At 72.5% G+C, this 25,507-nt stretch carries 27 protein-coding genes; 17 read left to right on the plus strand and 10 right to left on the minus strand.

Annotated elements, in window-relative coordinates; translation table 11 throughout:
- Positions 1-47 precede the first annotated feature (47 nt).
- Positions 48-1,202, plus strand: a complete 1,155-nt coding sequence (locus tag ACIQU3_RS33080; RefSeq protein WP_403929254.1) for a type ISP restriction/modification enzyme — start codon at positions 48-50, stop codon at positions 1,200-1,202.
- A 176-nt stretch (positions 1,203-1,378) separates the two neighbouring features.
- Here ACIQU3_RS33080 and ACIQU3_RS33085 read toward each other — a convergent pair whose 3' ends face one another.
- Positions 1,379-2,095: a TetR/AcrR family transcriptional regulator gene (locus ACIQU3_RS33085; protein ID WP_403728982.1), complete on the minus strand. Its 717-nt coding sequence runs from the start codon at positions 2,093-2,095 to the stop codon at positions 1,379-1,381.
- A 63-nt stretch (positions 2,096-2,158) separates the two neighbouring features.
- Here ACIQU3_RS33085 and ACIQU3_RS33090 point away from each other — a divergent pair, with 63 nt between their 5' ends.
- Both ACIQU3_RS33090 and ACIQU3_RS33095 read left to right on the plus strand, forming a co-directional pair.
- The gene (locus tag ACIQU3_RS33090) at positions 2,159-3,160 is read left to right on the plus strand and encodes an ATP-binding cassette domain-containing protein (protein ID WP_403929257.1); all 1,002 of its coding nucleotides are present in this window, start codon (positions 2,159-2,161) and stop codon (positions 3,158-3,160) included.
- A complete protein-coding gene (locus tag ACIQU3_RS33095; protein WP_403728989.1) occupies positions 3,157-3,939 on the plus strand; it encodes an ABC transporter permease in 783 nt (260 codons plus the stop codon). Before ACIQU3_RS33090 ends, ACIQU3_RS33095 begins: the two co-directional genes overlap by 4 nt.
- A 177-nt stretch (positions 3,940-4,116) precedes the next feature.
- On the opposite strand, the gene ACIQU3_RS33100 is transcribed toward ACIQU3_RS33095, so the two are convergent.
- The 3 genes from ACIQU3_RS33100 to ACIQU3_RS33110 all read right to left on the minus strand — a co-directional run bounded on the left by ACIQU3_RS33100 (position 4,117) and on the right by ACIQU3_RS33110 (position 5,867).
- Entirely contained in the window at positions 4,117-4,383 is a 267-nt protein-coding gene (locus tag ACIQU3_RS33100) for a hypothetical protein (RefSeq protein WP_403728992.1), read from the minus strand.
- Positions 4,384-4,509: 126 nt separating this feature from the next.
- The gene (locus ACIQU3_RS33105; protein ID WP_403929260.1) at positions 4,510-5,328 is read right to left on the minus strand and encodes an anti-sigma factor domain-containing protein; all 819 of its coding nucleotides are present in this window, start codon (positions 5,326-5,328) and stop codon (positions 4,510-4,512) included.
- Entirely contained in the window at positions 5,325-5,867 is a 543-nt protein-coding gene (locus ACIQU3_RS33110) for a sigma-70 family RNA polymerase sigma factor (protein ID WP_033312815.1), read from the minus strand. The genes ACIQU3_RS33105 and ACIQU3_RS33110 overlap by 4 nt, the downstream gene beginning before the upstream one ends.
- A 227-nt stretch (positions 5,868-6,094) precedes the next feature.
- Between ACIQU3_RS33110 and ACIQU3_RS33115 the strand changes: the two genes are divergently transcribed.
- The 4 genes from ACIQU3_RS33115 to ACIQU3_RS33130 all read left to right on the plus strand — a co-directional run bounded on the left by ACIQU3_RS33115 (position 6,095) and on the right by ACIQU3_RS33130 (position 12,750).
- On the plus strand, positions 6,095-7,627 hold the full coding sequence (locus tag ACIQU3_RS33115; protein ID WP_403929263.1) for a DUF4331 domain-containing protein: 1,533 nt from the start codon (positions 6,095-6,097) through the stop codon (positions 7,625-7,627).
- A 116-nt stretch (positions 7,628-7,743) separates the two neighbouring features.
- Complete coding sequence (locus tag ACIQU3_RS33120; protein WP_403929265.1) at positions 7,744-9,321, plus strand: tetratricopeptide repeat protein; 1,578 nt, start codon at positions 7,744-7,746, stop codon at positions 9,319-9,321.
- A complete protein-coding gene (locus tag ACIQU3_RS33125) occupies positions 9,318-10,973 on the plus strand; it encodes a nickel transporter (protein ID WP_403729006.1) in 1,656 nt (551 codons plus the stop codon). The genes ACIQU3_RS33120 and ACIQU3_RS33125 overlap by 4 nt, the downstream gene beginning before the upstream one ends.
- A 115-nt stretch (positions 10,974-11,088) precedes the next feature.
- Complete coding sequence (locus ACIQU3_RS33130) at positions 11,089-12,750, plus strand: serine/threonine-protein kinase (protein WP_403929268.1); 1,662 nt, start codon at positions 11,089-11,091, stop codon at positions 12,748-12,750.
- A gap of 4 nt (positions 12,751-12,754) precedes the next feature.
- On the opposite strand, the gene ACIQU3_RS33135 is transcribed toward ACIQU3_RS33130, so the two are convergent.
- Positions 12,755-13,561: an SGNH/GDSL hydrolase family protein gene (locus ACIQU3_RS33135; RefSeq protein ID WP_403729016.1), complete on the minus strand. Its 807-nt coding sequence runs from the start codon at positions 13,559-13,561 to the stop codon at positions 12,755-12,757.
- Between the two features lie 616 nt (positions 13,562-14,177).
- On the opposite strand from ACIQU3_RS33135, the gene ACIQU3_RS33140 reads away from it, so the two are divergent.
- The 5 genes from ACIQU3_RS33140 (at position 14,178) to ACIQU3_RS33160 (ending at position 18,791) form a co-directional block, all read left to right on the plus strand.
- On the plus strand, positions 14,178-14,999 hold the full coding sequence (locus ACIQU3_RS33140) for a glycosyltransferase family 2 protein (protein WP_403729019.1): 822 nt from the start codon (positions 14,178-14,180) through the stop codon (positions 14,997-14,999).
- Positions 14,996-16,021 carry a glycosyltransferase family 2 protein gene (locus tag ACIQU3_RS33145; RefSeq protein WP_403929270.1) on the plus strand — a complete coding sequence of 342 codons (1,026 nt, stop codon included), beginning with the start codon at positions 14,996-14,998 and terminating at the stop codon, positions 16,019-16,021. Before ACIQU3_RS33140 ends, ACIQU3_RS33145 begins: the two co-directional genes overlap by 4 nt.
- Complete coding sequence (locus ACIQU3_RS33150) at positions 16,014-16,814, plus strand: polysaccharide deacetylase family protein (RefSeq protein WP_403929273.1); 801 nt, start codon at positions 16,014-16,016, stop codon at positions 16,812-16,814. The genes ACIQU3_RS33145 and ACIQU3_RS33150 overlap by 8 nt, the downstream gene beginning before the upstream one ends.
- Positions 16,815-16,889: 75 nt before the next feature.
- The gene (locus ACIQU3_RS33155; protein WP_403729030.1) at positions 16,890-17,984 is read left to right on the plus strand and encodes a DUF5925 domain-containing protein; all 1,095 of its coding nucleotides are present in this window, start codon (positions 16,890-16,892) and stop codon (positions 17,982-17,984) included.
- A 33-nt stretch (positions 17,985-18,017) separates the two neighbouring features.
- The gene (locus tag ACIQU3_RS33160) at positions 18,018-18,791 is read left to right on the plus strand and encodes a DUF72 domain-containing protein (protein ID WP_403729033.1); all 774 of its coding nucleotides are present in this window, start codon (positions 18,018-18,020) and stop codon (positions 18,789-18,791) included.
- A gap of 276 nt (positions 18,792-19,067) precedes the next feature.
- Here ACIQU3_RS33160 and ACIQU3_RS33165 read toward each other — a convergent pair whose 3' ends face one another.
- On the minus strand, positions 19,068-19,436 hold the full coding sequence (locus ACIQU3_RS33165; protein WP_381432482.1) for a GntR family transcriptional regulator: 369 nt from the start codon (positions 19,434-19,436) through the stop codon (positions 19,068-19,070).
- 71 nt (positions 19,437-19,507) lie between these two features.
- Here ACIQU3_RS33165 and ACIQU3_RS33170 point away from each other — a divergent pair, with 71 nt between their 5' ends.
- Together ACIQU3_RS33170 and ACIQU3_RS33175 are read left to right on the plus strand one after the other, a co-directional pair.
- Positions 19,508-20,437, plus strand: a complete 930-nt coding sequence (locus tag ACIQU3_RS33170; RefSeq protein WP_403729038.1) for a GNAT family N-acetyltransferase — start codon at positions 19,508-19,510, stop codon at positions 20,435-20,437.
- A complete protein-coding gene (locus tag ACIQU3_RS33175; protein ID WP_403729041.1) occupies positions 20,418-20,918 on the plus strand; it encodes a DUF402 domain-containing protein in 501 nt (166 codons plus the stop codon). The genes ACIQU3_RS33170 and ACIQU3_RS33175 overlap by 20 nt, the downstream gene beginning before the upstream one ends.
- Here the strand turns inward: ACIQU3_RS33175 and ACIQU3_RS33180 are convergent.
- A complete protein-coding gene (locus ACIQU3_RS33180) occupies positions 20,877-21,509 on the minus strand; it encodes a class I SAM-dependent methyltransferase (RefSeq protein ID WP_403729044.1) in 633 nt (210 codons plus the stop codon). The two genes, ACIQU3_RS33175 and ACIQU3_RS33180, sit on opposite strands and share 42 nt — an antisense overlap.
- 138 nt (positions 21,510-21,647) lie before the next feature.
- Between ACIQU3_RS33180 and ACIQU3_RS33185 the strand changes: the two genes are divergently transcribed.
- Entirely contained in the window at positions 21,648-21,782 is a 135-nt protein-coding gene (locus ACIQU3_RS33185) for a hypothetical protein (RefSeq protein ID WP_403729047.1), read from the plus strand.
- Positions 21,783-21,812: 30 nt separating this feature from the next.
- Here the strand turns inward: ACIQU3_RS33185 and ACIQU3_RS33190 are convergent, their stop codons facing one another.
- On the minus strand, positions 21,813-22,262 hold the full coding sequence (locus tag ACIQU3_RS33190; RefSeq protein WP_403929276.1) for a GNAT family N-acetyltransferase: 450 nt from the start codon (positions 22,260-22,262) through the stop codon (positions 21,813-21,815).
- Positions 22,263-22,444: 182 nt separating this feature from the next.
- Between ACIQU3_RS33190 and ACIQU3_RS33195 the strand changes: the two genes are divergently transcribed.
- The gene (locus tag ACIQU3_RS33195; RefSeq protein ID WP_403729057.1) at positions 22,445-23,458 is read left to right on the plus strand and encodes a lytic polysaccharide monooxygenase; all 1,014 of its coding nucleotides are present in this window, start codon (positions 22,445-22,447) and stop codon (positions 23,456-23,458) included.
- Between the two features lie 111 nt (positions 23,459-23,569).
- Here the strand turns inward: ACIQU3_RS33195 and ACIQU3_RS33200 are convergent, their stop codons facing one another.
- Together ACIQU3_RS33200 and ACIQU3_RS33205 are read right to left on the minus strand one after the other, a co-directional pair.
- The gene (locus ACIQU3_RS33200; RefSeq protein WP_403929279.1) at positions 23,570-24,430 is read right to left on the minus strand and encodes an esterase/lipase family protein; all 861 of its coding nucleotides are present in this window, start codon (positions 24,428-24,430) and stop codon (positions 23,570-23,572) included.
- Positions 24,431-24,592: 162 nt separating this feature from the next.
- Positions 24,593-25,039, minus strand: a complete 447-nt coding sequence (locus tag ACIQU3_RS33205) for a MarR family winged helix-turn-helix transcriptional regulator (protein ID WP_403929282.1) — start codon at positions 25,037-25,039, stop codon at positions 24,593-24,595.
- 80 nt (positions 25,040-25,119) lie between these two features.
- On the opposite strand from ACIQU3_RS33205, the gene ACIQU3_RS33210 reads away from it, so the two are divergent.
- Positions 25,120-25,494 carry a cupin domain-containing protein gene (locus ACIQU3_RS33210; RefSeq protein ID WP_403729070.1) on the plus strand — a complete coding sequence of 125 codons (375 nt, stop codon included), beginning with the start codon at positions 25,120-25,122 and terminating at the stop codon, positions 25,492-25,494.
- The last annotated feature ends 13 nt before the right edge of the window (positions 25,495-25,507 follow it).

Raw genomic sequence — 25,507 nt, forward strand, 5'->3', positions numbered from 1 at the left:
CCGTGCCGCCGCGGGCCCGGCCCCGCGCCCCTCGGGCGCGTCGTACGATGCCCGGCGTGACGCACGACGACGCTCCGCTGCTGGCGGACCTCATGCCGTGGTCCGTCGCACCGCCGCGGCTCGGCCGGGGCTGGCCGGCGGCGCCGGACGCGGCGTCCCTGAAAGCCCGCTGGGACGCCTTGGTGAAGGCCGAGGGGCCCGACCGTGAGTCCCTGTTCGAGCCGACCCGCTCGCGCACGCTGCACACGGCCGTCGGCCGGCTGCCCGGCCGGACCGGCAGCGGCACCGAGAAGCTGGTGCGCGCCTCGGGGCCCTGCGCGGAGCCGGTGCGCGTCCTGCTCGCCCCCTACGACGAGCAGTGGCTCATCCCCGACCAGCGGCTGATCGACGCGGCCCGCCCGGAGCTGTGGCGGGTGGCGGACGAGCGGCAGGTCTTCGTCGCGGAGGTGCCCGAGGCCGATCCGCCCCTGCTGGTCACTTCGCTGCTGCCGCTGTTGCGCCCCGGCCGGATCCGCCCGCTGTTCCGGCGCCCCGGCGGCCGCGAGCCGAATCTGGCCCCGGGCCTGCTGGAGCACCTCGGCGCCCGCCTGGGCCGCGTCCCTGCGCCGCTGGACGTCCTGGCCTGGATCACGGCCACGATCCGCCCCGGCCTCACTGTCCCGCTCACCGGGGACGCCGCCGCGTGGGAGCGGGGTCTCGAACGGGGCCGCCGGCTGCTGTGGCTGATGCGCCGCGACGGCGAGCGCCCGAAGCTCCCCGGCGGCCGCCGCCCCTACGTCCGCGCCCCGCTGCCCTCCCGCCCGGTGGCGCTGCACTACGACCGGGACGAGGAGGCCCTGCTCCTTGACGAGGGCCGCATCTCCCCGGTGCCGCCGGAGGCCTGGGACTTCCAGGTGGGAGGGGTCAGCGTCCTCCAGGAGTGGTTCGCCATCCGCGTCGCCGTCCCCGAGCCGGGCACGCTGACGGCCATCCGTCCCGCCACCTGGCCGCAGGCCTGGACATCGGAGCTGCTGGAGCTGATCACCGTCCTGGCGCTCCTGGCCGAGCTGCGCGTGCCGGAGGAGCCGGAGGTCCCCGACCCGGTCACGGCGACGGAGCTGTCCGAGGCGGGCGTCCTGCCGGTGCCGAGGGCGGCCCGCCGCCCGGCGTCGGTGCTGGAGGCGCCCGAGGAGGGCCCCGAGGGCCAACTGGCGCTGCTCTAGGCGCAGCAGAGTCTTCCTCCGGCACAGCTCCGGGCCCTCCGGAGCGGCTCCAGATCTTGGGGCACAGCTCCTGGTCTTCTGGAGCGGCTCGGGAGTCTCCGGCGCAGCTCCGGGCCTCCAGCGCAGCTCCGGGGCCTCCAGCGCAGCTCCGGGGCCTCCAGCGCAGCTCCGGGCCTCTAGCGCAGCTCCGGGTCGAAGGCGTCCAGCACGCGTTCGAGGGCCCGACGGAACACCGCCTCCAGGTCGACCGGCCCGCTCTGCTCCGTGAAGGCCGCGGCCAGCCGCGGATAGGCGCCGGTGGCGATCTGGCCGCCCAGGTAGGCCATGCGGACCGCGTTCTCCTCCTCGGCCGACCACGGCATGGAGCGGGCGCGTTCGGCGGTCGCGATGTCGTTCCCGGTGTACGTCGTCACGACGCCGTTGAGCAGCGCGACCAGCTCCGTCTTCGTGCCGGCCGGCACCTCGAGCGGTTCGAGACAGGCCAGGCAGTGCTCCAGGTAGCGCAGGGTGTTGGGGCTGAAGCCGAACACTCCCGCCATCAGACGGGGGGCCCAGGTGTGGCGGTGCATGATGGCGCGCGTCTCCTCGGCGTTGCGCAGCATGTCGGCGCGCCAGTCGCCCGTCGGCTCGAACATCTCGTGCTCGGCACCGATGGCGTCGATCATCAGCTCGTACAGGTCCTCCTTGCGGGGGACGTAGTTGTAGAGCGACATCGTGCCGCAGCCCAGCTCCGCGGCGACGTGCCGCATGGTGACCCCGTCCAGCCCGTCCGCGTCGGCGATCCGCACGGCCGCCGCCGCGATATCGGCGCGGGTGAACGCCGGTTTCGGCCCACGGCCGGTGCGCTCGGGGCGCGCCCAGATCACTTCGGGTACGGCAGCTCGGCCCGCCATCGATCATCACCTCGGCCACCATCCTAGTTACGTACAACGTACGTAGTGCGCTATGGTCATGCCATGACTTCTACGTACGCTGTACTTAGTGAAGGTCTGGAGAAGCGGTTCGGGCAGGTCCGCGCCCTGTGCGGGCTGGATCTCGCGGTCGCCGAGGGGACGGTCTGCGGGCTCCTCGGGCCGAACGGGGCGGGGAAGACGACGGCCGTGGGGCTGTTGACCACACTGCTGCGGCCGGATGCCGGCTCCGCCCGCGTCGCGGGGCACGACCTCGTCCGCGAGGCCGCCGCCGTACGCAGGAGGATCAGCGTCACCGGGCAGGACACCTCGATCGACGGAGACCTCACAGGGCGTCAGAACCTCCGGCTGTTCGGCCGGCTGCACCGGGTGCGCGGTCCGGCCGACCGGAGCGCGGAACTCCTCGAGCGCTTCGGCCTGACCGAGGCCGCCGACCGCCCCGCGTCCACCTACTCCGGCGGGATGCGCCGCCGCCTGGACCTCGCGGCGAGCCTGATCCGCCGTCCCGACGTGCTGTTCCTGGACGAACCGACGACCGGCCTCGACCCGGTCAGCCGCACCCTCATCTGGGACGTGGTGCGCGGCCTGGCCGACGAGGGCACGACCGTGCTGCTCACCACGCAGTACCTGGAGGAGGCCGACCGGCTGGCCGACGACATCGCCCTGGTGGACCGGGGACGGGTCACGCAGACCGGTTCTCCGGCGCAGCTCAAGGCGCTGGTCGGGGCGCACGCCGAGGTCGTCGTGCCGGACGCCGGCGTCCTCGCGAAGGCGGCGGCCGTGCTCGACCGGCTGACCGGCGCGCAGCCGTCGCTCGACCACGAGCGCAACGCCGTCGGCGCGGTCAGCAAGGACCCGACGCTCACGATTGCGCTGCTGGTGCGCGCCCTGGACACGGCGGGTGTGCCGCTGCTCGACGTGAGCCTGCGCCCGCCGACCCTCGACGACGTGTTCCTGCGCCTGACGGAGCCGTCACCCGAGAAGACAGAGAAGACCGGGACGACCTCGAAGCCCGGGACGACCGACGAGAGGGAGCGTGCCGCATGAGCATGCTGGCGTACGACGGGACCGCGATGCTGGGCCGCCAGCTGCTGCGGCTGCGCAACAACCCGGGCCTGCTGATCCTCACCCAGACGATGCCGATCAGCATGCTGCTGTTCTTCGGCTACGTCTTCGGCAGCGCGCTGGCGGTGCCGGGCGAGGCGTACCGGTCGTTCCTCGTGCCGGGCCTGCTGGTGGCGACCGCTTCGGGCGGGATCATGGCCGGCATGTTCCAGGCGGCCCAGGACACGCACCGTGGGGTGACCGACCGCTTCCGTACGCTGCCGGTGAGCCGGGCGGCCGTACCACTGGGACAGGCCGCGGCGGACCTGGTGGCCACGGCGCTCGGGACGGTGCCGTTCGTACTGGTGGGCCTGGCGGTGGGCTGGCGGGTCGAGGGGAGCCCGCTCGCAGCCGCGGGGGCGTTCGCGCTGCTGCTGCTGTTCCGCTTCGCCTGCACATGGGCCGGGATCTACCTCGGCCTGCTCACCCGGAACGAGGAGGCGGCCGGCCAGCTGGGCGGGGCGACGTTCCTGCTGCCGCTGCTGTCCAGCGCGTACATCCCCACGAGCGGGCTGCCGGGCTGGCTGCGGACGGTCGCCGAGTGGAATCCGATCAGCGCCGTGGCGACGGCCCTGCGGGAGCTGTTCGGCAACGCGCCGGTGCCCGGCGGGGCGGCCTGGCCGGTGGCGCACCCCGTCGCGGGGTCACTCGTGTGGTGCGCCGTGCTGCTCGGGGTGTTCGTGCCGCTGGCCGTGCGTCAGTACACGCACGGGGAGCGCTGAACGGGCCACCGCGTCCGCGGCCACAGCCCCCGGTCGCCGCCGGGCGGGGAGAAGGCACCGACAGGGGGCGTACCGCGCTCGGGAACACACCGGCGCCGCTGCGTGCCGCGGGGATGACGGACGACGGGTGTCGCAGCGACGGCGCCGGGGGCGGTGTGACCGCCCGAGCGCGGGCCCCTACCTGCTGCCGAACAGCGAGCGGCGCAGCCGGCGCAGCGGCGCGAAGAGCGAGACGCGACGGACGCGCGCACCCCTGCCACTGCGGTCGTGCGACTGACGCGCGGTCAGTTCCCGCATGAGCGAGGTCGCCTCGACCGTCTCCCGCTGGGGGACGGCGGGGCCGCCCAGCACCGAGAGGTGGCGGTCGAGGCGCGAACTGGTCGCGCTGCTCCCGCAGGTGATCGCAGGGACCCTGGCCCTGCTGCGCACTGTTATCTGATCCATGTCACTCCCCACCCGTACGAGTCCACCCGGCCCGGGCAGGTTAACCCTATCGCCCCGTCCCGGCACTCGTGTATCTCGGCCACAGGATTCACCTTCCCCATAAGGGGGTTGACGATGTATCTCCGATCACTCTCCGAATCCGACAGATTTCAGGGCGAGTTGGACGAACGGCTGGGTAGTGGGCCGCGGCGAACCCCCGGCGGGCTCGACGGTGACGGCCAGTGACGTCGCGGAGGTGCCCAAACCCGTCGCGACCAGGGGCGCGTCTCCTTGGAAGAGGCCGAGGGAGCGTGGTTGCGCGCCGGGGCGCATGAGCCACAACTGGTGCACGCGGCCGCCCGTCGGGGCGCTGTATCCGCCGAGGGTGACCACCGCACTCCCCTCCGTGGCGGAAGCGATCACTCCGATCGTGCGGCCCCGACCGTCCCGGCCGGTGCTCGCACGGGCGTCCGGAGCGGCCAGAACGTGGGCGATCTCACGTGACCGATCTTGCTCGGCGGTCAGCCGGTCCTGGGTGCGGTTCGCCTGCACGGCGAACAGCGAGGCGACGACGAGGGCCGCGGCGGCGGTGGCCGTCGCGAAAGGCACGAACAGCGGGATGCGACGGCGTTGCCGCTGCCGCGGCGGCGGCTGGGCGCCCCATACGTGCGGGGGCAGCTGAGCGGCCCGCGCCCGCGCCGGCTCACGCACCGCCCCCTGCGGCGGCGGGTCCTGCGGAGTCGTCCGTACGGCGAGCATGACCCGCTCGCGCATCGCGGCCGGGGGCGGGGCGGTCGTGGACCAGGCGAGCCGCACGGCGTCCTCGGCCAGGGCGCGCACCTCGGCGGCGCAGCGGTCGCAGTCCGCGAGGTGCCTCTCGAAGCGGACCCGCTCCGGCGGCTCCAGGGCGTCGAGCGCGTAGGGCGCGGCGAGCGAGTGCAGGTCCTCGCGGCGGAAGAGGCTCATGCCACACCTCCGAGGCACTCACGCATACGGGTCAGCCCGTCCCGCATCCGGGTCTTGACGGTGCCCAGCGGCAAGGAGAGCTGCTCGGCCACCTCACGGTAGGTGTAGCCCTCGTAGTAGGCGAGCGTGACCGACTGGCGCTGCAGGACGGTGAGCCGGTCGAGGCAGCGGCGCACCCACTCCCGTTCGAGTCCGGCCTCGACCTCCTCGGTGACCTGGTCGAAGGCGGGCTGGTTCGCACGCAGCGCCTCGCGCTGCTCGCGTTCACCCGCCGCGCGGGCGCTGCGCACCCGGTCGACGGCCCGGCGGTGGGCGAGGGTGAGGATCCACGACATCGCGCTGCCCCGGCCCGGGTCGAACTTCGCCGCCGAGCGCCACAGTTCGAGCAGCACCTCCTGAGCCACCTCCTCCGACTGGGCGGGGTCGCGCACCACACGCCGTACGAGTCCGAACACCGGACCGGACACGAGTCCGTACAACTCCTCGAAGGCCTTCTGGTCCCCCCCTGCCACGAGCAGCAGCAGTTCGTCCGCCTCCACTCGGTCCCCCTTCCCGAGGCCGCACCGGGCCTGTCCCCTCACACGAGGCATTCGCAACGCACACACCTCCGGATGGGGTTACGGATCAGCGCGCCGAAAACGCGGGTCACCCGGTGATGAAACAACTTTCCCGATCCGCCGTAAGAACGTTTGAGATTCGACCAATCCGCTTCGCCGACCGCTCCGAATGGCGTGTGTCAGGCAAGTTGGCACGGAGGACGGACGGCATGACACCTATCTCCAGGACCGGTGCGGGACGCGCGAGCATCGCGACCGTGATCTGTGGCGCGCTGGCCGCCGGCGGGCTCGCAGCCGCCGGTGTGACCGCGCTGGAACCTGAGGCGGCCTCCGCCTCCAGCCACCGCGAGGCCCCGCTGATCTCGGGGACCCCGCAGTACGACAACACCGATGTGTACGCGTTCGTCAGCCCGGACAAGCCGGACACGACGACCATTGTCGCGAACTGGATCCCCTTCGAGGAACCGGCCGGCGGGCCCAACTTCTTCACGTTCGCCGAGGACGCCCAGTACGACCTGCGCATCGACAGCAACGGTGACGCCCAGGAGGACCTGCTCTTCCGGTACACGTTCAAGACGCACACGAAGAACGAGAAGACGTTCCTGTACAACACGGGCCCGGTCGAGAGCCTCGACGACCCCGACCTCAACATCACGCAGACCTACGATCTCGAACTGATCAAGCTGAAGCATCTGAAGGCCGTGTCGAAGACCAAGGTCGCCGACGACGTGCCGGTCGCGCCGTCGAACGTCGGCAAGGCGTCGATGCCGGACTACAACACCCTCCGCGAGCAGGCGGTGCACAAACTCGCCGGGGGCGCCCAGACGTTCGCCGGTCAGGCCGACGACCCGTTCTTCCTGGACCTGCGCGTCTTCGACCTCCTGTACGGCGGGAACCTCTCCGAGGTCGGCAACGACACCCTCAAGGGCTACAACGTCAACTCGATAGCCCTGCAGGTCCCCAACAGCTTCATCACCGAGTCGCACGAGCAGCCCGTCGTCGGCATCTGGTCGACGACCCAGCGCAAGAACGCCAAGGGCTACTTCACGCAGGTCTCGCGCCTCGGCAACCCGCTGGTCAACGAGGTCGTCAACCCCATCAAGGACAAGGACACGTTCAACGCGTCCACCCCGCGCGACGACGCCCAGTTCCTGAAGAACGTCACCAACCCGGAGCTGCCGAAGCTCATCGAGGCGATCTACAAGATCCCGGCTCCGGCCGAGCCCCGCAACGACCTGGTCGACGTCTTCCTGAAGGGTGTGAAGGACCTCAACCAGCCGCCGCACGTGACGCCGTCGGAGCAGCTGCGGCTCAACACGTCCATCAAGCCGGCCGCCAAGCCCAAGCGGCTCGGTGTCCTGGACGGTGACAACGCGGGCTTCCCGAACGGCCGTCGCCTCACCGACGACGTGATCGACGCGTCGCTGCAGGTCGTCGAGGGCGAGCTGCTCGGTGCGAAGAACGACCTCGGTGACGCGGTCGACAAGAACGACAAGAAGTTCGAGAAGTACTTCCCGTACGTGGCTCTGCCGACGGAGGGTTCGCGCGGCCCGCTCGCCAAGGGCGTGGACGGCGGCAACGACGTCCGCAGCCAGCTGGGCGACGCGCTCCAGCCGGCCGGCGCGCAGGGTTCGGACGACATGGGTCTGATGGCCGCCTCCGCGGGGGCCGGTGCGGGCGGCGTCGTCCTGATCGGCGCGGCCCTGATGTGGTGGCGCCGCATGCGGAACCGGGCGTACTGACCCGTTCCGCTGTCACCGACTGGCGCGGCCCGTTCCACATCCCCCACGGCGCGGGCCGCGCCGCCGACTCCCGCACCCGCACCCGCACCCGCAGCACATCCGACCGAGGAGTGGTCATGCCTCCGCGTACGACCGACAGCACACCGGGACGCCCCGACGACGACCGCTCGCCGTCGACGTCCCCGGTGCACCCGGAGCCCGAGGGGCGGCCCGGTGGTTCTGCCGCCGGGGCGGGGGCCGGCTCCGGCGGCGACCGCGACGGCACCTCCGATGCCCGCCCCGCCGAGAGCGGCTCCGGTTCCGGCACGGACGCCGGCCGGCGGGTCGCCGCCGTGCGGCGGGCCGCCGACGGGGGGCGGCGGTGGCGCGCTCTGCACGTCGCAGGGTGTGCGGTGCTGCTGGCGGTCGCGGTGACCGGTGGGGCCATCGCCGTCGGGGGGGCGCAGGACCGGGAGGCGGCGGTCGACGCCGTGTCGGCGGCCGGGGCCCTGTCTCCCGGCGATCTCGCGCGGGGTGACCTCGACGCGGGCATCGCGTCCCTGCAGAAGCACCTGCGCGCCCAGCCGAGGGACTTCGGCAGCTGGGCCACCCTCGGTCTCGCCTACGTCGAACAGGCCCGCACGAAGGGCGACCCGTCCCGGTACCCGCAGGCCGAGCGCGCCCTGAAGCGGTCCCTGGAACTGGAGCCGGGCAACGACCAGGCCCTGGCGGGCCGCGCCGCCCTCGCCGCCGCCCGGCACGACTTCCCCGGCGCCCTGTCCTGGGCCGACCGGGCCCTGAAGCAGAACCCCTACAGCGAACGCGCCCTGTGCACCCGTATCGACGCCCTCGTCGAACTCGGCCGGTACGACGACGCCGCGAAGGCCGCCGACACCGCCGACGACCGGCGCCCGGGCGTTCCCGTCTTCACGCGGTACGCCTACGTGCACGAGCTGCGCGGTGACGTCCGTACGGCGCGTGCCGTACTGGAGCGCGCCCTCGTTTCGGCGAACGCGCCCGGCGACGTCGCATACGTCGCCACGGCCCTGGGCCAGCTCGCCTGGAACCAGGGCGAGTACAAGACGGCCCTCGGCCACTACGCCCGCGCCCTCGCCGCCGACGACGCCTATCTCCCCGCCCTGGAGGGCCGCGCCCGTGCCCAGGCGGCGAGCGGTGACCGGACGGCGGCGGTGAAGGGGCTGGAGCAGGTCGTCGCCCGTTTCCCGCTGCCCGGCCCGCTCGTCGCGCTCGGCGAGCTGTACGAGGACCGCGGCGCCGACGGTGACCGTGCGAAGGCCGGCGACCAGTACGCCCTCGTCGACGCCTGGACGGCCCTGGCGCGCGCCGGCGGCGCCAACACCGACCTCGAGACGGCCATGGCCGCCGCCGACCACGGCGACAAGAAGGAAGCCCTGCGGGCCGCCCGCGCCGAGTGGGACCGCCGCCACAGCGTGCACACCGCCGACGCTCTCGCGTGGGCCCTGCACGTCAACGGCCGCGACGAGGAAGCCCTGCCGTACGCCCGACGGGCGACCGCCACCGGCTACCGCAACGCCGTCTTCCTCTACCACCGCGGTGTCATCGAACGCGCCACCGGGGACGAGCGCGGGGCCCGCACCCGTCTGAAGTCCGCGCTGGACCTGAACCCCGGCTTCTCGCCCCTCGGCACGCGTGAGGCCCGTACCGCACTCAAGGACCTGGAGGGGAACCGGTGACCCTGCGCCGGCTGTTCGCGTCCGGCGCCGCCGTCCTCACGGCCGCCTGCGCGCTCACCCTGCTGCCCGCCGCCACGGCGAGCGCCCACCCGCTGGGCAACTTCACCGTCAACCGTTACGACGGCCTCGTCGCCGCCCCCGGCGAGCTGCGGGTCCATCACGTGGAGGACCTCGCGGAGATCCCGGCGACCCAGGCGGGGCCGGACATCAAGCGGCTCGGCATCGCCATGTGGGCGCGCGAGCGGTGCGCCGCGGCCGCCGAGGACAGCCGGGCGACCGTCGACGGCCGCCGGGTCGCCCTCACCGCCGAGCGCAGCCACGCGCGCGTGCGGCCCGGGCAGGCGGGGCTCGACACCCTCCGGGTGGAGTGCGAGCTGACCGCTGCTCTCCCCTCGGACGACAGGACCGTGGCTCTCGGCTTCCGCGGCGCGGGCGCTTCCACCGGCCCGGGCTGGCGGGAGATCACGGCTCGGGGCGACCGTATGACGCTCGCCGCGTCGGACGTGCCGGAGAAGTCGATTTCGGACGAACTGACCCGCTACCCCGAGGAGTTGCTGTCGTCCCCGGCCGACACCGCGTCGGCCGCCCTGCGGGTCCGCCCCGGCGGCTCGGCCCTGGCCGAGGAGGACTCGGACGCCCCCGCGGCCTCGGTGCTCCCGCGCGGCGCGGACCGCTGGACGCGCGCCCTGGACGAGCTGGTGGCCCGGCAGGACCTCAGCGCCGGCTTCGCCGCGCTGGCCCTGCTCATCGCCGTCGTCCTGGGGGCGATGCACGCACTCGCCCCGGGCCACGGCAAGACCATCATGGCCGCCACGGCGGCGGCCCGGGGCGGGCAGGCCCGGATGAAGGACGTCCTGCCCATGGCCGCCTCGGTGACCGTCACGCACACCCTCGGCGTGGTCGCGCTGGGCCTGCTGGTCACGGCCGGCTCGGCGGCGGCGCCCTCGGTGATCGCCTGGCTCGGTGTCGCCAGCGGTCTGCTGGTGACCCTGGCGGGCGCGAGCCTGGTCCGCCGCGCCCTGCGCAACCGCGCGCACACCCACCACCCGCACGGTCATCATCACGGCCACGGAAGCCACACCCACGACCACGACACCCACGACCACGGCCCTCTCGGCAAGCACGACCACGATCACCCGCACGCCCACGACCACGACCACGCCCACGACCACGACACCCACGATCACGACCCTCACGGCAAGCACGACCACGACCACGCCCATCCGCACGATGACGCCCACCCGCACTCCCACCCCCACACGGTCGAGCACACCCACGGCGGCTTCACCCACTCCCACCCTGTCGCCCCCACCCTCCGCGGCACCATCCTCATGGGCTTCGCGGGCGGCCTCGTGCCCAGCCCGTCCGCCGTCGTGGTGCTGGTCGGTGCCGCCGCGCTCGGGCAGGCCTGGTTCGGTCTGCTGCTCGTCGTCGCGTACGGCGTCGGGCTGGCCCTCACCCTCACGGCCGCCGGGTACGCCGTCGTCAAGGCGGGCAGCAGCATGACCCGTCTGCTGGAACGGCGCCCCCGCTGGACGGCGGGCCCGACGGCGGCCCTGGTACGCCGGACCGCGCCGCTCGGCTCGGCCTTCGCCGTGCTGGTTCTCGGGGCCGGACTCGTGTTCAAGGGGGCGGCATCCGCACTCGGCTGAGTTACGTTCGTGAGGCATCGGACGTCAGGAGAAAAAGCGGACGTCGTGAGGAATTCCGACCGCGTGGGGAAAACACACCCCATGGAGATTTCGCCCGGCTGCGAATGGGGGCGCCGTGTTCGAAGAACCGGGCCATGAGCGTGTGATCGCGGGCCGCTACCGGCTCCTGGCACCGCTCGGCGAGGGCGGTATGGGCACCGTGTGGCGCGCCCGCGACGAGGTGCTGCACCGCGAGGTGGCCGTCAAGGAGGTGCGCGCCCCGTCCGGGCTGGCGGGCGACGACGTGCAGCGGATGTACGCGCGGCTGGAGCGTGAGGCGTGGGCGGCGGCCCGGGTCGCCAACCGCAACGTGGTGACGGTCTACGACGTGGCGACGGACGACGGCCGGCCGTGGATCGTCATGGAACTGGTCCGCGGTCTGTCGCTGGCCGAGATCCTGGACGCCGAGGGCCCGATGGCGCCGGAGCGTGCCGCGCACATCGGCGCCGAGGTGCTGGCCGCGCTGCGGGCCGCGCACGAGGCCGGGGTGCTGCATCGCGACGTGAAACCGGCCAACGTGCTGATCTCGAACGACGGCCGGATCGTGCTCACCGACTTCGGCATCGCCATGGTCGAGGGCAGCTCCGCGCTGACCATGACCGGCGAGGTCATCGGCTCGCCCGAGTTCCTCGCCCCGGAGCGGGCGCTGGGCCGTACACCGGGCCCGGAGTCGGACCTGTGGTCGCTCGGTGTACTGCTGTACGCGGCGGTCGAGGGCCACTCCCCCTTCCGTCACGACACCCCGCTGAGCACGCTGCGGGCGATCGTCGACGAGGAGCTGCCGCCGCCGTACCGGGCCGGGCCGCTCGCGCCGGTGATCGAGGGGCTGTTGCGCAAGGACCCCGAGCAGCGGCTGCCGCCCGAGCGGGCCGAGGAGGATCTGCGGCTGGTCGCCGCGGGCGGGGCGCCGCTGCCGGACACCACACGGGCGGTTCCGTTCCCGCCGACGGTGGTGGGCCACCCCGAGCCGGCTGCCACGCCGCCCATGGCGTTCCCGGGGCAGTCGGCGGCGGCCGGTTCGGGTGCGACCGCGACGGACACGGGCCGGGACCGGGACCGGCGGTCCGGCCGGGTGCTGGTCGCGGGCGTGATCGCGCTGGCGCTCGCGGCGGGTGGGCTGACGTACGCGCTGCTGAACGACGGGGACGGTTCCGGCGGTAAGGACCAGGGGGCCGGGACCGGTACGCCCACCGCGACCAAGAGCCCGCCCCGCAACACCGGGACCGAGAAGTCCAGCCCGTCGCCGACTCCGAGCCGGTCGAAGGAGAGCAGTCCGCCGCCGCAGTCGGTGAAGGTGTCCCTCCAGGGCCGGCGCACGGACTACTCGGGTACCTGCCCGCCGCCCGCCGCCCGGGCGCCCGAGTTCACGGCGACGCTCACGGTGGGGCGGCTGCCGGCCGAGGTCAGTTACCGCTGGGTGACACAGGACGGCCAGGTGCTCGACGGGGGCTGGAAGACCCTGTCGTTCCCGGAGGGCGGCGACCGCTCGAAGCAGGACACGGTGCGCGTGTCGACCCAGGCGCGGACCGGGACGTTCGAGAACGAGATCGGTGTCGAGGTGCGGGAACCGGTGCGTACGGCGTCCGAGTCGGTGCCCTTCTCGGTGACGTGCGAGACGGAGACCCCGACGGGCGGGGCCTCCCCTTCTCCCTCCGGCACGGATCCGGACGCGAACTCCGGCTCGGACTCCGGCTCCGGCTCCGGCTCCGGCTCCGGTTCGGACTCGGACGACGGCTGAGCGGTCAGTCGTTGCTGTTGAGCACGGACAGGTAGCCACCCGACTGGCCGGGGGCCTTCGGGTGGTACGACTCGCCGATGTTGAGCCAGCTGACGCTGTGCAGCCACGAGTCACCGGAGCAGATCTCGTGACCGGTGAAGGTGGTGCGTACGTCACCGAAGGCGAAGCCGTGGTTCGCGGCCCGCTTGGCGATGGCGGTGTTGAGGTGGTCGGAGGCGTCGTTGATGGCCTTGCGCTTGGTCTCGGACAGACCGAGGCAGCTGGATCCGAGCTTGTAGAAGCGGGGGTAGCCGAGGACGACGACCTTGGCGGCGGGGGCTTTGGAGCGGATCGCCGAGTACACGCCGTCGAGCTTTCCGGGCAGCGTGGAGTCGACGTACGCCCGGGCGGTGTTGATGCGGGAGACACAGGCGCTGTCGGACTGGGTCACACAGGTCGTCATGACGTCGGCGAAACCGGCGTCGTTGCCCCCGATGCTGATCGAGACGAGGGCGGTGGAGGCGCCGAGCGGGGCGAGCTGACTCGCCAGAACATCACCCGTTCGGGCGCCCGAGCAGGCGGTGAAACCGAAGGTCGAGGGTGCGTGGGCGGCTGCCCAGAGGTAGGGGTAGGCCTTGGTGCTGCGCTTGCAGTCGCCGCTGGAGCTGATGTAGCTGCCGGCTCCGACTCCGGAGGAATAGGAGTCACCGAGGGCCACATAGCCGCCGGTTGCGGCGAGTGAGGACGCCTGCGCCGTCGCTGCCCCGGTGAGGGCGGTGCCGACGGCGAGGAGGAGCGAGCTCACGAGGACGACAAGTCGGGAACGTCTCATGGAACCTCCCTTTAGCAGGATCTCTGCCATAACCGTCGTAGCAGCTACGCGCATTGACAGGAAGTGTCCATGCCAAGTCTTTTCGGCCCCTCCCCGGATTCCCGGCGCGTCCCCCACGCCTCGGCGTCCGCACCGGCACCTGAACATGCGTTCCCCGAAGGCTCCTGATCGCCTCCGGGGAACGCATGTTTATGGGACGGGAACGTGCAACTTGCGTCGCACAACCCGTCTCTCGCAACGACCAAACCAACAAAAACGTGAGAGGCCGTTCCAGGTCTTGCCATACGGGTTCAATCGTCAATACCGTCATACATCTCACCCGCATCGGTCCGTCAGTACGCGGCTCCAGGGGAGGGCTCAGGGACCGCGACGAACCGGCGCGGGGCGCGGTAGGGGGGTGCCGTGCTCGGTGACCGCAACTGTCTCCGGGCCGTGCCGCGCGGCCGGTTGCCGTTTCTGCGGCCGGCCAGCTTTGCCAGCTCACCCGGCGTGCCGGAGCGTCATCCCGGCATGCCTCGCCGTCTCGGCGTGCCTCGGGTGAGAACCCCCCTTTCGAACCGGACTGGATCCGGACTGCCCTGGGGGGGCGGTCCACCGGACGAGAGGGACCAGACTCATGAGCTCAGTTCTGCAGCCGGCCGCGACGCAGCAGCGTCCGCCGACCGCCTCCAAGTACCGGCCCGTCTCCTCTCACCTGGCCATCGCGCCGCCGGTGAGCGTGGTGATCCCGGCCATGAACGAGGCGGAGAACCTGCCGTACGTCTTCAAGACCCTGCCCGACTGGATACATGAAGTGGTCCTGGTCGACGGCAACTCCACCGACGACACCGTCGAGGTGGCCCGCGAGCTGTGGCCCGAGGTGAAGGTCGTCGAGCAGCGCGGCAAGGGCAAGGGCGACGCCCTGATCACCGGCTTCCAGGCCTGCACCGGCGACATCATCGTGATGGTCGACGCGGACGGCTCGGCGGACGGCGGGGAGATCCTCAGCTACGTCTCCGCCCTGGTCTCCGGCGCGGACTTCGCCAAGGGCTCCCGCTTCGCCAACGGCGGCGGCACCGACGACATGACCTTCATCCGCAAGCTGGGCAACTGGGCGCTGTGCACGGCCGTCAACCGCAAGTTCGGCGCCCGCTACACCGACCTGTGCTACGGCTACAACGCGTTCTGGCGGCACTGCCTCGACAAGATCGACCTCGACTGCACCGGCTTCGAGGTCGAGACCCTGATGAACATCCGGGTGGTCAAGGCCGGACTCAAGGTGCAGGAGATCCCGAGCCACGAGTACCTGCGCATCCACGGCGTCAGCAACCTGCGGGCCGTGCGGGACGGGCTGCGCGTGCTGAAGGTGATCCTCCAGGAGCGCTCCAACCGCCGTGCGCTGCGCCGCCGTTCGTCCCGCTCGTCGATGCCGGCCGCGATGCGGGGAGAGGTGTCTTGAGCGGTCCCGGCATCTCCGTCGTGATCTGCGCGTACACCGAGGACCGCTGGGAGGACATCCTCGCGGCGGTCTCCTCGGTCCGCGCGCAGTCGCGGCCGGCCCTGGAGACGCTGCTGGTCGTCGACTACAACGAGACGCTGCGGGAGCGTCTGGCCAAGGAGTACAAGGAACACCAGGAGCACACGGGGTACGCGGGGGCCGCCGGCGGTGGCGTGGTGCGGGTGCTCGCCAACGCGGGCCCCCGCGGCCTCTCCGCCGGCCGCAACACCGGCATCGCCGCGGCGCGGGGCGAGGTCGTGGCCTTCCTCGACGACGACGCCGTGGCCGAGCGCGACTGGCTGCGGCACTTCGCCGAGGCGTACGCCGACCCGCGGGTGATGGCGGTCGGCGGGCGCACGGAGCCGGTCTGGGCGTCGGGACGGCGGCCCGACTGGTTCCCGGAGGAGTTCGACTGGGTGGTGGGCTGCACCTACCGGGGCCTGCCACGCGGCCGGGTGCGGGTGCGCAACGTGCTCGGCGGCAACGCCTCGTTCCGCCGCAGCGCCTTCGACGCGGCGGGCGGTTTCGCCACCGGCATCGGCCGGGACGGCGACAAACGCCCGCTGGGCTGCGAGGAGACGGAACTGTGCATCCGTCTGTCCCAAGCCCGGCCCGACGCGGTGCTGCTGATCGACGACCGGGCGGTGATCCACCACCGGGTGCCCGAGGTCCGTGAGCACTTCCGCTACTTCCGCACCCGCACCTACGCCGAGGGCCTGTCCAAGGCCCTGGTGGCCCGGAGCGTCGGAGCGGAGAAGGGCCTGGAGTCGGAGCGCCGGTACGCCACGCGGGTCCTGCCCGCCGGCGTGGCCCGGGGCCTGCGCGACGCCCTGCTGGCCCGGCCGGGCGGTGCGGGGCGGGCCGGCGCGATCGTGGCCGGAGTGCTGACGGCGGCGGGCGGTTACGTCGTCGGCAGCGTCCGGGCACGCCGGGGCGGGACCACGTTCCAGGTGCCCGGGGTGGAGGTGGCGGCCCGTGAGTGACACGCGCGTACCGATCCTCATGTACCACGCGGTCGCGACCGACCCGAACGAGGCGACGCGTGCGCTGTCGGTGTCCCCGGAGGCGTTCGCCAAGCAGATGGCGGTGCTCGCCGACCGCGGGTTCAGGCCGCTCACCACGGGCGGGCTGGCGGCGTACTGGCGCTCCGGCCGGGCCCTGCCCGAGCGGCCGGTGCTCATCACGTTCGACGACGGCTACGAGGGTGTGCACCGGCACGCCCTCCCCGCACTCGCCAAGCACGGCTTCCCCGCCACCCTGTTCGTCTCGACCGGGTGGCTCAGGGGGCCGTACGACACCGGGGGCGGCCTGGACACCATGCTGGACTGGGACCAGGTCCGCGACCTCGCGGCGGCCGGTGTCGAGATCGGCGGGCACAGCCACAGCCACCCGCAGCTCGACCAGGTCTCGGACGCCACGCTGCGGTTCGAACTGATCCACTGCAAGGAGATCGTCTCGGACCAACTGGGCTCCGTTCCCACCTCGTTCGCCTATCCCTACGGCTACTCCAGCCGCCGGGTCCGGCAGGCCGTGCGCGAGACGGGCTACGCCCAGGCCCTCGCCGTCGGCAACTCTCTCGCGCGGCGCGCACAGGGACCGTACGCGCTGCGGCGGGTGACGGTGCGCCGCGGCACGGGCATCGAGGAGTTCGAGCGGGTCGTCGAAGGCCGCGCGATCGCCCGTACGTTCGCCGGGGACCGTGCCCTGACCAAGGGGTACGCCGTCGTCCGCAGGGCCCGGCAGGCACGCCGGCTGGTCTCCCGCTCCGCGGGCTGACCTGCACGGGGACGACATGCCGCGGGCACCAGGAAACCGGGTGCACGCGGCGTCCCCGTGCCGGATCATGGCGGCATGTCTGGAAACCCGCACGAGGCGCTGCCGATCCGGCTCAACGTCGACGACTCCGACTCCCCGTCCGACGTCGTCGACGCACTGTTCCTCGGCCGCTTCGCGACGGGCGAGCAGCCGTACTCCCACGCGGTGAACATCGACCGGGTGCGGTCCGGTGCGACGCTGATGCCGCCCGGCGCCCGGGTGCTGCGCGTGGCCCGGGACGACGACCGCAGCGCGACCCTCGCCGAGGGCGACGGCTGGACGGTGCTGGTCTCCCGCTGGAACCGGGGCGCCGACGTCACCGTGACGGCGACCAGCGAGGAACTCGCGAAGAAGGTCCTCGACCAGGCCACGGACGGCGCGGCGGACGAACCCGAACCGCAGCCGGAGAACGTGACGATGGGCTTCTGGTACGTCTCCCCGCGGCGCGGCCCGCACCGCACCACCCGCCAGATCGCCGCGGGCACCTGGGACGAGGTCCGGTCCAACTACACCGCGCCGGTGGCGGACGCCATGGACCGCCTGATGAAGACGACCCCTGAGGACATCGCGGGCCGGCTCCTGCTGCTGCACGGGCCGCCCGGCACCGGCAAGACCTCGGCGCTGCGCACCCTGGCCCGGTCCTGGCGCGACTGGTGCCAGGTGGACTGCGTCCTGGACCCCGAGCGGCTCTTCTCCGACGTCGGCTACCTCATGGACATCGCCATCGGTGAGGAGGACGCGACGGGCAAGGGCCGCTGGCGGCTGCTGCTCCTGGAGGACTGCGACGAGCTGATCCGCGGCGAGGCCAAGCACACGGCGGGCCAGGCGCTGTCGAGGCTGCTGAACCTGACGGACGGCCTGCTCGGCCAGGGCCGCAACGTGCTGGTCGGCGTCACGACCAACGAGGACCTGGAGCGCCTGCACCCGGCCGTGGTCCGCCCCGGCCGCTGCCTCGCCCGGATCGAGGTCGGCCCGCTGACCCGGCCCGAGGCGGTGAACTGGCTGGGCCAGGAGGACGGCGTCGGCCGCGAGGGCGCGACGCTGGCGGAGCTGTACGCGCTGCGCCGGGGCACGTCCCCGACGGCCCTGCCCGAGCCGCGCGGTGGTGTCGACGCGGGCCTGTATCTGTAGGAGCCCGGCACCCGGCGGTGTTTTGATGGGTGTATGACCCTGTTCGTCGGCACCTCCGGATGGCAGTACAAGGACTGGCGTGACGTCCTGTACCCGTCCGGGCTGCCGATGCGGCTCTGGCTGGAGGAGTACACCGGGCACTTCGCCACCGTCGAGATCAACAACGCCTTCTACCGGCTGCCGGCCCGGGAGACGTTCGAGGACTGGCGGAGGCGGGTGCCCGGCGACTTCGTCGTCGCGGTCAAGGCGAGCCGCTATCTGACCCACATCAAACGGCTGAAGGACCCCGAGGAGCCGGTGCACCGGCTGATGAGCCACGCGGCGGGCCTCGGCGACCGGCTCGGCCCGGTGCTGCTCCAGCTCCCGCCCACGCTGCGCGCCGACCCGGGCCTGCTGGAGGCGTGTCTGGCCTGCTTCCCGGCCTCGACCCGGGTCGCGGTCGAACCGCGCCACGACTCGTGGTGGACGCCGCAGGTCCGGCGTGTCCTGGAGAACCGGCGTGCGGCCCTGTGCTGGGCCGACGTGCTGGCCCGCCCGGCGACCCCGCTGTGGCGCACCGCCGACTGGGGCTACGTCCGCTTCCACCAGGGCCGCGCCAAGCCCTGGCCCCGCTACGGCCGCCGCTCGCTGGCCACCTGGCTCGACCGCATCGCCACGACCTGGACCGACGGCGAGGACGTCTACGCGTACTTCAACAACGACCCGGGCGGCGCGGCGGTGGAGGACGCGATGGCGTTCGCACGGGCCGGGAGGTCCGCGGGGCTGGACATCACCCGGACGCCCGAGCGGCTGACGCGGGCCGGCTGAACCGGACCTTCCGCTGCGCCCCGGCAACGCACGCCACGACGCTGTGCGGCGGAAGGCCGCAAGTCGGCTGCGGCGCCGTTCCGGCAGGTCGCGCAGTTCCCCGCGCCCCCAGGGCGACGCCCGTGAGGGGCGCGGGGCTGTATCGATGTGCGGCTCCGCCGCGTGAGCGCGAACAGCCCCCACCGGCCCGCAGCCGGACGCCCCCGCACAAGGCCCACCCCGACCGGCAGCCCGACGCCCCCGCACAAGGCCCACCCCGACCGGCAGCCCGACGCCCTACTCCCCGTAAGCCGCCCGGAGGGCGTCCCGTACCGCCGCCAGCGCATCGGCCTCCGTGAGCCCGAGCCGCCGGGCCCGCTCCACGTAGGCCTGCGCCGCGGTCGCCAGTTCGCGGTCCGCCGCCGCGCCGGCGGCGGCGACGAACGTGCCGTTGCGGCCCCGCGTCTCGATCACCCCGTCCGCCTCCAGCGCCCGGTACGCCTTGGCAACCGTGTTCGCGGCGAGGCCCAGCGACTCGGCCAGCCCCCGCACGGTCGGCAGCCGGTAGCCCACCGGCAGCGCGCCCGACCGTGCCTGCTCGGAGATCCGTGCCCGCACCTGCTCGTAGGGCGGAGCACTGTCGTCGATGTCGATCTTCAAGGTCACAGGCCCGATTGTCGCGCACCCGCCGGAAAATGAGAGGCACCCGGACGGGCCCACGCGTAGCGTGCGCCTCCATGACCGTGATCGTGCGCGACCTGCGTCCCGACGTCCGAGCCGACGCCGAGGGATTCTCCGGCACCCGCCGCCTCGCCCTGCCGTACATGCTGTCCACGCCGGAGTCCGTGCTGCACACCCTGACGCGCAGCCACCCCGACGCCCACTTCGCGCAGCTCGTCGCCGAGGAGGACGGCGAGATCATCGGTACCGCCCAGGTCGGCGTCGCCCACGAGAGCCCGGAACCCGGCCAGGGCTCCGCCAACATCTACGTACGCCCCGACCGCAGGAACCGCGGCGCCGGGTCGCTGCTGCTGCGCACCGCACAGGAGCGTCTGGGACGCCTGGGCGTCACGAAGCTGTTCGCCTGGGTCCTGGACGAGCCGGACAACCGCGCCTTCGCCGAGCGGCACGGCTTCCGGGCCAGCCGTTCGGCCTTCTTCCTGCGCCTGGACCTGGCGGGCGGCACGCTCCCGCCCCGCCAGGAGCCGCCGGCCGGCGTCGTCCTGCGCAGCGCAGCGGACTTCGAGGACGACCCCCGTCCCCTGTTCGAACTGGACGCGGCGACGGCGTCGGACGAACCGGGCGACATCGACGTGGAGTTCACGGACTACGGGGCCTGGCTGGAGGAGCACTGGAAGCACCCGCTGCTGAACCGCGAGCTCACCACCGTCGCCGTCGTCGACGGCCGCCCCGCCGCCTTCAGCGTGGCGCACACCGACGGCGGCTCCCGCTACGGCACCGCGATGACCGGCACCGCCCGGGAGTTCCGCGGCCGGGGTCTGGCGAAACTCGTCAAGAACGACTCGCTGCACCGCGCCCGCGCGGCGGGGTGCACGGAGGCGTTCACCGGCAACGACGCCGGGAACGAGCCGATGATCGCCATCAACACGTGGTTCGGCTACGAGATCTGTGCGAAGGAAGTGCGCTATGTCCGCGAACTCGGCTGACGGGGCCTCGCAGCTGGACGTCGTGCTCGTCAAGGCGGGCCGTACGAAGATCCGTTACCGGGGCGAGCTGCTGTCGGACGACGGCACGCGGGTCGCCGTCCGCGCTCCGTGGGCGGGCTCCGGCGTACGCGACTTCGGCTTCGTCCGTTTCGAGTCCGGGGACGTCTTCACGGAGTACTACTGGCGCGACCGCTGGTACGCGATCAAGGAGGTGCGCTCCGCGACGGGCGCGCTGAAGGGCTGGTACTGCGACGTCACCCGCCCCGCCAGGCGCTCGGGACCGGAGCTGGTCGTGGAGGATCTGGACCTCGACCTGTGGCGCTCCGCGGACGGCACGGACGTGCGGCGCCTGGACGAGGACGAGTTCGCCGAGAGCGGCCTCGCGGAGTCGGACCCGGAGGCGGCACGGGCCGCACTGGCCGCGCTCGACGAACTGGAGTCACTCGCCCAGGGTGACGACTTCACCACGCTCCTGACCTGAGCCACCGCTCGGCACGACGACCGCGTACCGCTCGTCGGTCACCGGGCCGCCCCACAGCCGGGGGTCGTCCGAGAGCCGTTGCACCCGCACCCGCCCGGCGACCGGGGCGAGCAGGCCGGTGAGCCGCTCGGCGGGTATGCCGACCGGCTCGGCGCTCCCCCACACGCCCTCGACCAGCACGAGCCGCCCGCCCGGCCGCAGCAGCCCGTACCAGTGCCGCAGGGCGCGGCCGGGGTCGGGCAGGGTCCACAGGACGTGCCGGACGAGCACGGCGTCGAAGCGCTGCTCCCCGACCGGCGGTGCCGCCGCGTCGCCGAGGAGGAACACGGCGTCGCGCCCGGCGAGCTTCTCCCGGGCGCGGGCCACCATCGCCGGTGACGCGTCCACGCCCGTCACGCGGTGGCCCTGTTCGGACGCGAGGAGTGACAGGCTGCCCGTGCCGCAGCCGAGGTCGAGCACGTCGCCCGCGCGCCCCGGCAGCCAGTCCCGCAGCCGTCCGGCCCAGGCGCGGCGCACCTCGGGGTCACGCAGGCCGTGGTCCGGCTCCTCGTCGAAGGAGGCGGCCTCGGCGTCCCAGTCCACTTCGGTCATGGCCCCAGGGTGACACCCGCCACTGACACTCGAATCGTGACTGCCGCCACTGACAGACCAGGAGCGATGAGTAACCCTCCCCCGAAAGGTCTACCTCCGTGAGAACGCGGAACCCGGTAGACCCTTAAGGAGGCAGCCATGCGCCGTATGACCGTGCAGAAGCCCCTGAAGAAGTCCGATGTCCGCCGGGTCCGCGAGGAGGCCGACGAGCGCCCCGCCGGGCGCCCGGAGGTCCGCAGGGACATCGCACGCACCTGGTGGCCGGACGCCTGAGCGGCCGGTGCCGGTCATGAGACGCGACGTTCAGAGCAGCCGCTTGCGGTAGTGGACGCGGTCGTAGGGCCCGTCCACGCGGCGTTCCACGAGTTCGTAGCCGTACTTCGGATAGATCTGCTGGTTCTCCCACATCATCGCGTTCGTGTAGAGCCTGATCTCGGGCAGGCCGAGCGTGCGCGCGTGCGCGTCGACGAACCGGAGCAGTCGTCGCCCCACTCCCCGGCCGTGCGCGGCGGGGTGGACGGCGATGGTGTCGAGGAAGAGGTGGTCGTCGAACGCCTCGACCACGACGAGCCCGGTCACGGGATCGCCCGTCACGAACACCTTGCCCGCGGCCACGTTCGACGCGTGGTCCTCCTCCATGGGCTGGGGCACCCGCCCGATGCGCTCGACGTAGGGGCGGAAGGCCGCGTCGACCACCTCGGCGACGACCTGTACGTCGGCGGCCCGGGCCGGCCGGATCTCCTCGTCTGCCATGCCGTGACGGTACCTACCTGATGCCAGTCCGAACACTCCCTTAAGCGGGCCATAAGGATCTCCTCCACCCGCTCCCAGCAGGCGATTTCACGGTTCTTGGGGGCTAACTTCGAACCACCCCACGGGATTCGGCCCCACTCGGGCCCGGATCTGCCCCATGCACCGTTTCGAGGAGTTCCCGCATGCCCGCACGCCGCACGGCCGCCGCCGTCACCGCCCTCGGCGGCCTCCCGCTCGCCCTGACCGCGCTGACCGCCACCCCGGCCGCCGCGCACGGTTCGATGGGCGACCCGGTCAGCCGGGTCTCGCAGTGCTACGCCGAAGGCCCCGAGAGCCCGAAGTCGGCCGCCTGCAAGGCCGCGGTCGCGGCGGGTGGCACCCAGGCCCTCTACGACTGGAACGGCATCCGCATCGGCGACGCGGGCGGCCGGCACCGCCGGCTCATACCGGACGGCAAGCTCTGCAGCGCGAACAACGCGGAGTTCAAGGGGCTGGACCTCCCCCGCCGCGACTGGCCCGCCACCGGCGTCCGTAGCGGTTCGCACACCTTCAAGTACCGCGTGACGGCCCCTCACAAGGGCACCTTCAAGGTGTACATCACCAAGCCCGGCTACAACCCGGCCAAGCCGCTCGCCTGGAAGGACCTGGATCTCGCGAAGCCGGTCGCGACCTCCACCGACCCGGCCGCCGCCGGTGGTTTCTACACCTTCTCCGGCAAGCTGCCCCAGCGCTCCGGCAAGCACCTGCTGTACGCGATCTGGCAGCGGTCGGACAGCCCGGAGGCGTTCTACTCCTGCTCGGACGTCAGCTTCGGCGGCGGCACGGCGGGCAGCACGGCGGGCGGCGCCGCGGCTCCCGCCCCGTCCGCCTCGGCTCCCAGCGAGAAGCAGATCAAGGACGGCAACGCCAAGTCGACCATCGAGCACCACGGGCACGGCGACAACGACCCCCGCACCTCGGCGGCACCGGCCGCGGCCCCGAAGAAGCAGGCCGCGCCGGACCGGCCGAAGGCCGCCGCGCCCGCGCCCAACCGGCCCAAGGTGGCCGGTGCCACGGAGAACCTCGCCGAGACCGGCGGGGACGGCACCACTCCGTATGTCGCGATCGGTGGCGCGGCGGCCCTGGCGCTGGGTGCCTCGGCCCTGTTCCTCTCGGCCCGGCGCCGGGCGGTGAGCGGCGGCCGGCACGGCCGCTGACCCCCACCACCGCCCCATGACTCGGGGCCTGTCCGGCGGCTCAGGCCGGACAGGCCCCGAAACGTTTCGCTGACACGTGTCAACGAGCGACACGTCAAACGATGACACGTGTCATTCGAAGGCCGACAGACAGGTGGTGGGTGTGGCGCGCCCCGGATCGAGGGCGTTGGCCACCTCGTGGAAGACGACCCGGTCGAGCAGCCCGGCGGCCACATGCTCGGACAGGTCGACGGGGCACAGGTCCTGGAGCAGGACGTTGCGCACGTCCGGCCCGCTCAGGTACTGGCTGCGCCACGGCGTGACCACCTCGTCGTACCGGGTCGCGATGACGGTGTAGCGCACGCCGGGCACGGTGTCGCCGCCCGCGTTCAGTTCGGCGAGGAAGGCGGAGCCGGTGACCTGGTCGGCGAGGGCGGGGGTGTTCTTCGAGAGGAGGTCCGCCGCGCCCGGGAAGTAGGGCAGCAGCTTGGTGAAGCCGTTCAGGTCGGTGCCGTGGTTGCTGGGCGCGATACCGACCAGGGCGTGCACCTCGTCGGCTCCGCCGAGGAACTTGAGGTAGTAGCGGGGCATCATGCCGCCCTGCGAGTGTCCGACGACGTCGGTCTCGGCGGCTCCGGTGGCCGCGAGCACCTTGTCCACGAAATCCTTCAGTTGTCCGGCGGACTTCTTGACGGGTCCGAGGCCGTGGAAGAAGGGGACTCCTTCGAGTTGGCCGTAGTCGAGGGAGAAGACGCAGTAGCCGCGGACCTTCAGGTAGGGGGCGAGGCCCAGCCAGTTGTCGACGGAGTTGCCCAGGGTGCCGTGGACCAGGACGACGGGGCGGGGGTGGGCGGCGGACGGCTTGCAGGAGTAGTCGTTCCAGCCGGAGTCCGGGGCACCGGCGGCCTGGGCGGTGGCGGCGGGGACGGTGACGGCGGCGGCGGTGAGCAGCAGCGCGGCGAGGGGTCTGAGCGCTCGTTTCCAGGGCAGCATCGGGTGATCTCCTTGCGGATCGGGGGAGGGGCGACGGCACGGGGCCCTGTGATCCGGATCACGGGATGCTGTTCATTCGTCAAGTTACGGGCGAGTAGCCAAACTGGGAAGTTACGCGTCAGTAAAAACTTGCGCGGGCAACCGGCCCAGGTCGGCGCGCCCTCACCATGCGGGCCGCACGGGCCCGCGCGGGGCGATCCGCAGCAACTGCTCCGCCAGCGTCCGCACTTCCCGCTCCCCCAGCAGGTCCGCCCACTCCCGCACCGCTTCCGCGGCCACCTCCTCCGCGGCCCGCGTGCAGCTCCACCCCAGCTCGGTCATCACGACCAGCCGCGCCCGCGCGTCCCGCGGATGCGGTCGTCGCTCGGCGTACCCCTTGCGCACCATCTCGTCGACGAGCTGGCTCGCGGCCTGCTTGGTCACCCCGAGATGGACGGCGAGGTCGGTGACCGTCGCACCGTCCGGGGCGAGCCGGGCGAAGGCGAAGCCGTGCGCGGGCCGCACGCCTTCGAAACCGCGGGCGATCACCCCCTCGTTGATGCGTTGCGTGAGCCTGCCGGCGACGGCGAGCAGGGTGGCGGACAGGGCCATGGCCTCGGAGTTCTGCACACGGGCATTGAAACACCCTTGACGCGATGGTCAAGCTGCTTGACCATATAGTCAAGAAGCTTGACCACTTTGGAGGCCTCATGCCCGTCGTCCGATCGTCCGAAGCCGTCATCCACGAGATCCACGGCGCCCGCTTCGTCTCGTACGCCACTCCCGGCAGCGGCAGCAAGGAGCTGTGCGCCTGGCGCGGCGAGATCCCGGCCGGCCTCAAGGCACCCGCGCACACGGTCAGCCGGGAGGAGATCTTCCACCTGCTCGACGGCGAGCTGCTGATCACTCTCGACGGCCGCACCGAGCGGATCGCGGCCGGCGACACGGTGATCATCAATCCCGGCGCCACCCTGACCGTCGAGAACCCGACCGACCGGACCGCGCGCTCCTGGGTCACCACCTCGATCGGCCTGGAGGCGCGGCTGGCCGACGGCACCCGCATCGTGCCGCCGTGGGCCAACTGACGCCAGGGCGTCA

This window comes from Streptomyces sp. NPDC101110 (assembly GCF_044759525.1).
Taxonomy (GTDB): Bacteria; Actinomycetota; Actinomycetes; order Streptomycetales; family Streptomycetaceae; genus Streptomyces.

Bases quoted from the DNA above. Each gene is read 5' to 3' on its own strand.
- ACIQU3_RS33105 (WP_403929260.1), bottom strand. From the start codon at position 5,328: ATGAGCCTCTTCCGCCGCGAGGACCTGCACTCGCTCGCCGCGCCCTAC.
- ACIQU3_RS33190 (WP_403929276.1), bottom strand. From the start codon at position 22,262: ATGGCAGACGAGGAGATCCGGCCGGCCCGGGCCGCCGACGTACAGGTC.
- ACIQU3_RS33100 (WP_403728992.1), bottom strand. From the start codon at position 4,383: ATGGATCAGATAACAGTGCGCAGCAGGGCCAGGGTCCCTGCGATCACC.
- ACIQU3_RS33160 (WP_403729033.1), top strand. From the start codon at position 18,018: ATGACCCTGTTCGTCGGCACCTCCGGATGGCAGTACAAGGACTGGCGT.
- ACIQU3_RS33155 (WP_403729030.1), top strand. From the start codon at position 16,890: ATGTCTGGAAACCCGCACGAGGCGCTGCCGATCCGGCTCAACGTCGAC.
- ACIQU3_RS33085 (WP_403728982.1), bottom strand. From the start codon at position 2,095: ATGGCGGGCCGAGCTGCCGTACCCGAAGTGATCTGGGCGCGCCCCGAG.
- ACIQU3_RS33200 (WP_403929279.1), bottom strand. From the start codon at position 24,430: ATGCTGCCCTGGAAACGAGCGCTCAGACCCCTCGCCGCGCTGCTGCTC.
- ACIQU3_RS33175 (WP_403729041.1), top strand. From the start codon at position 20,418: ATGTCCGCGAACTCGGCTGACGGGGCCTCGCAGCTGGACGTCGTGCTC.
- ACIQU3_RS33170 (WP_403729038.1), top strand. From the start codon at position 19,508: ATGACCGTGATCGTGCGCGACCTGCGTCCCGACGTCCGAGCCGACGCC.
- ACIQU3_RS33135 (WP_403729016.1), bottom strand. From the start codon at position 13,561: ATGAGACGTTCCCGACTTGTCGTCCTCGTGAGCTCGCTCCTCCTCGCC.
- ACIQU3_RS33210 (WP_403729070.1), top strand. From the start codon at position 25,120: ATGCCCGTCGTCCGATCGTCCGAAGCCGTCATCCACGAGATCCACGGC.
- ACIQU3_RS33115 (WP_403929263.1), top strand. From the start codon at position 6,095: ATGACACCTATCTCCAGGACCGGTGCGGGACGCGCGAGCATCGCGACC.
- ACIQU3_RS33095 (WP_403728989.1), top strand. From the start codon at position 3,157: ATGAGCATGCTGGCGTACGACGGGACCGCGATGCTGGGCCGCCAGCTG.
- ACIQU3_RS33185 (WP_403729047.1), top strand. From the start codon at position 21,648: ATGCGCCGTATGACCGTGCAGAAGCCCCTGAAGAAGTCCGATGTCCGC.
- ACIQU3_RS33090 (WP_403929257.1), top strand. From the start codon at position 2,159: ATGACTTCTACGTACGCTGTACTTAGTGAAGGTCTGGAGAAGCGGTTC.
- ACIQU3_RS33140 (WP_403729019.1), top strand. From the start codon at position 14,178: ATGAGCTCAGTTCTGCAGCCGGCCGCGACGCAGCAGCGTCCGCCGACC.
- ACIQU3_RS33195 (WP_403729057.1), top strand. From the start codon at position 22,445: ATGCCCGCACGCCGCACGGCCGCCGCCGTCACCGCCCTCGGCGGCCTC.
- ACIQU3_RS33180 (WP_403729044.1), bottom strand. From the start codon at position 21,509: ATGACCGAAGTGGACTGGGACGCCGAGGCCGCCTCCTTCGACGAGGAG.
- ACIQU3_RS33080 (WP_403929254.1), top strand. From the start codon at position 48: ATGCCCGGCGTGACGCACGACGACGCTCCGCTGCTGGCGGACCTCATG.
- ACIQU3_RS33120 (WP_403929265.1), top strand. From the start codon at position 7,744: ATGCCTCCGCGTACGACCGACAGCACACCGGGACGCCCCGACGACGAC.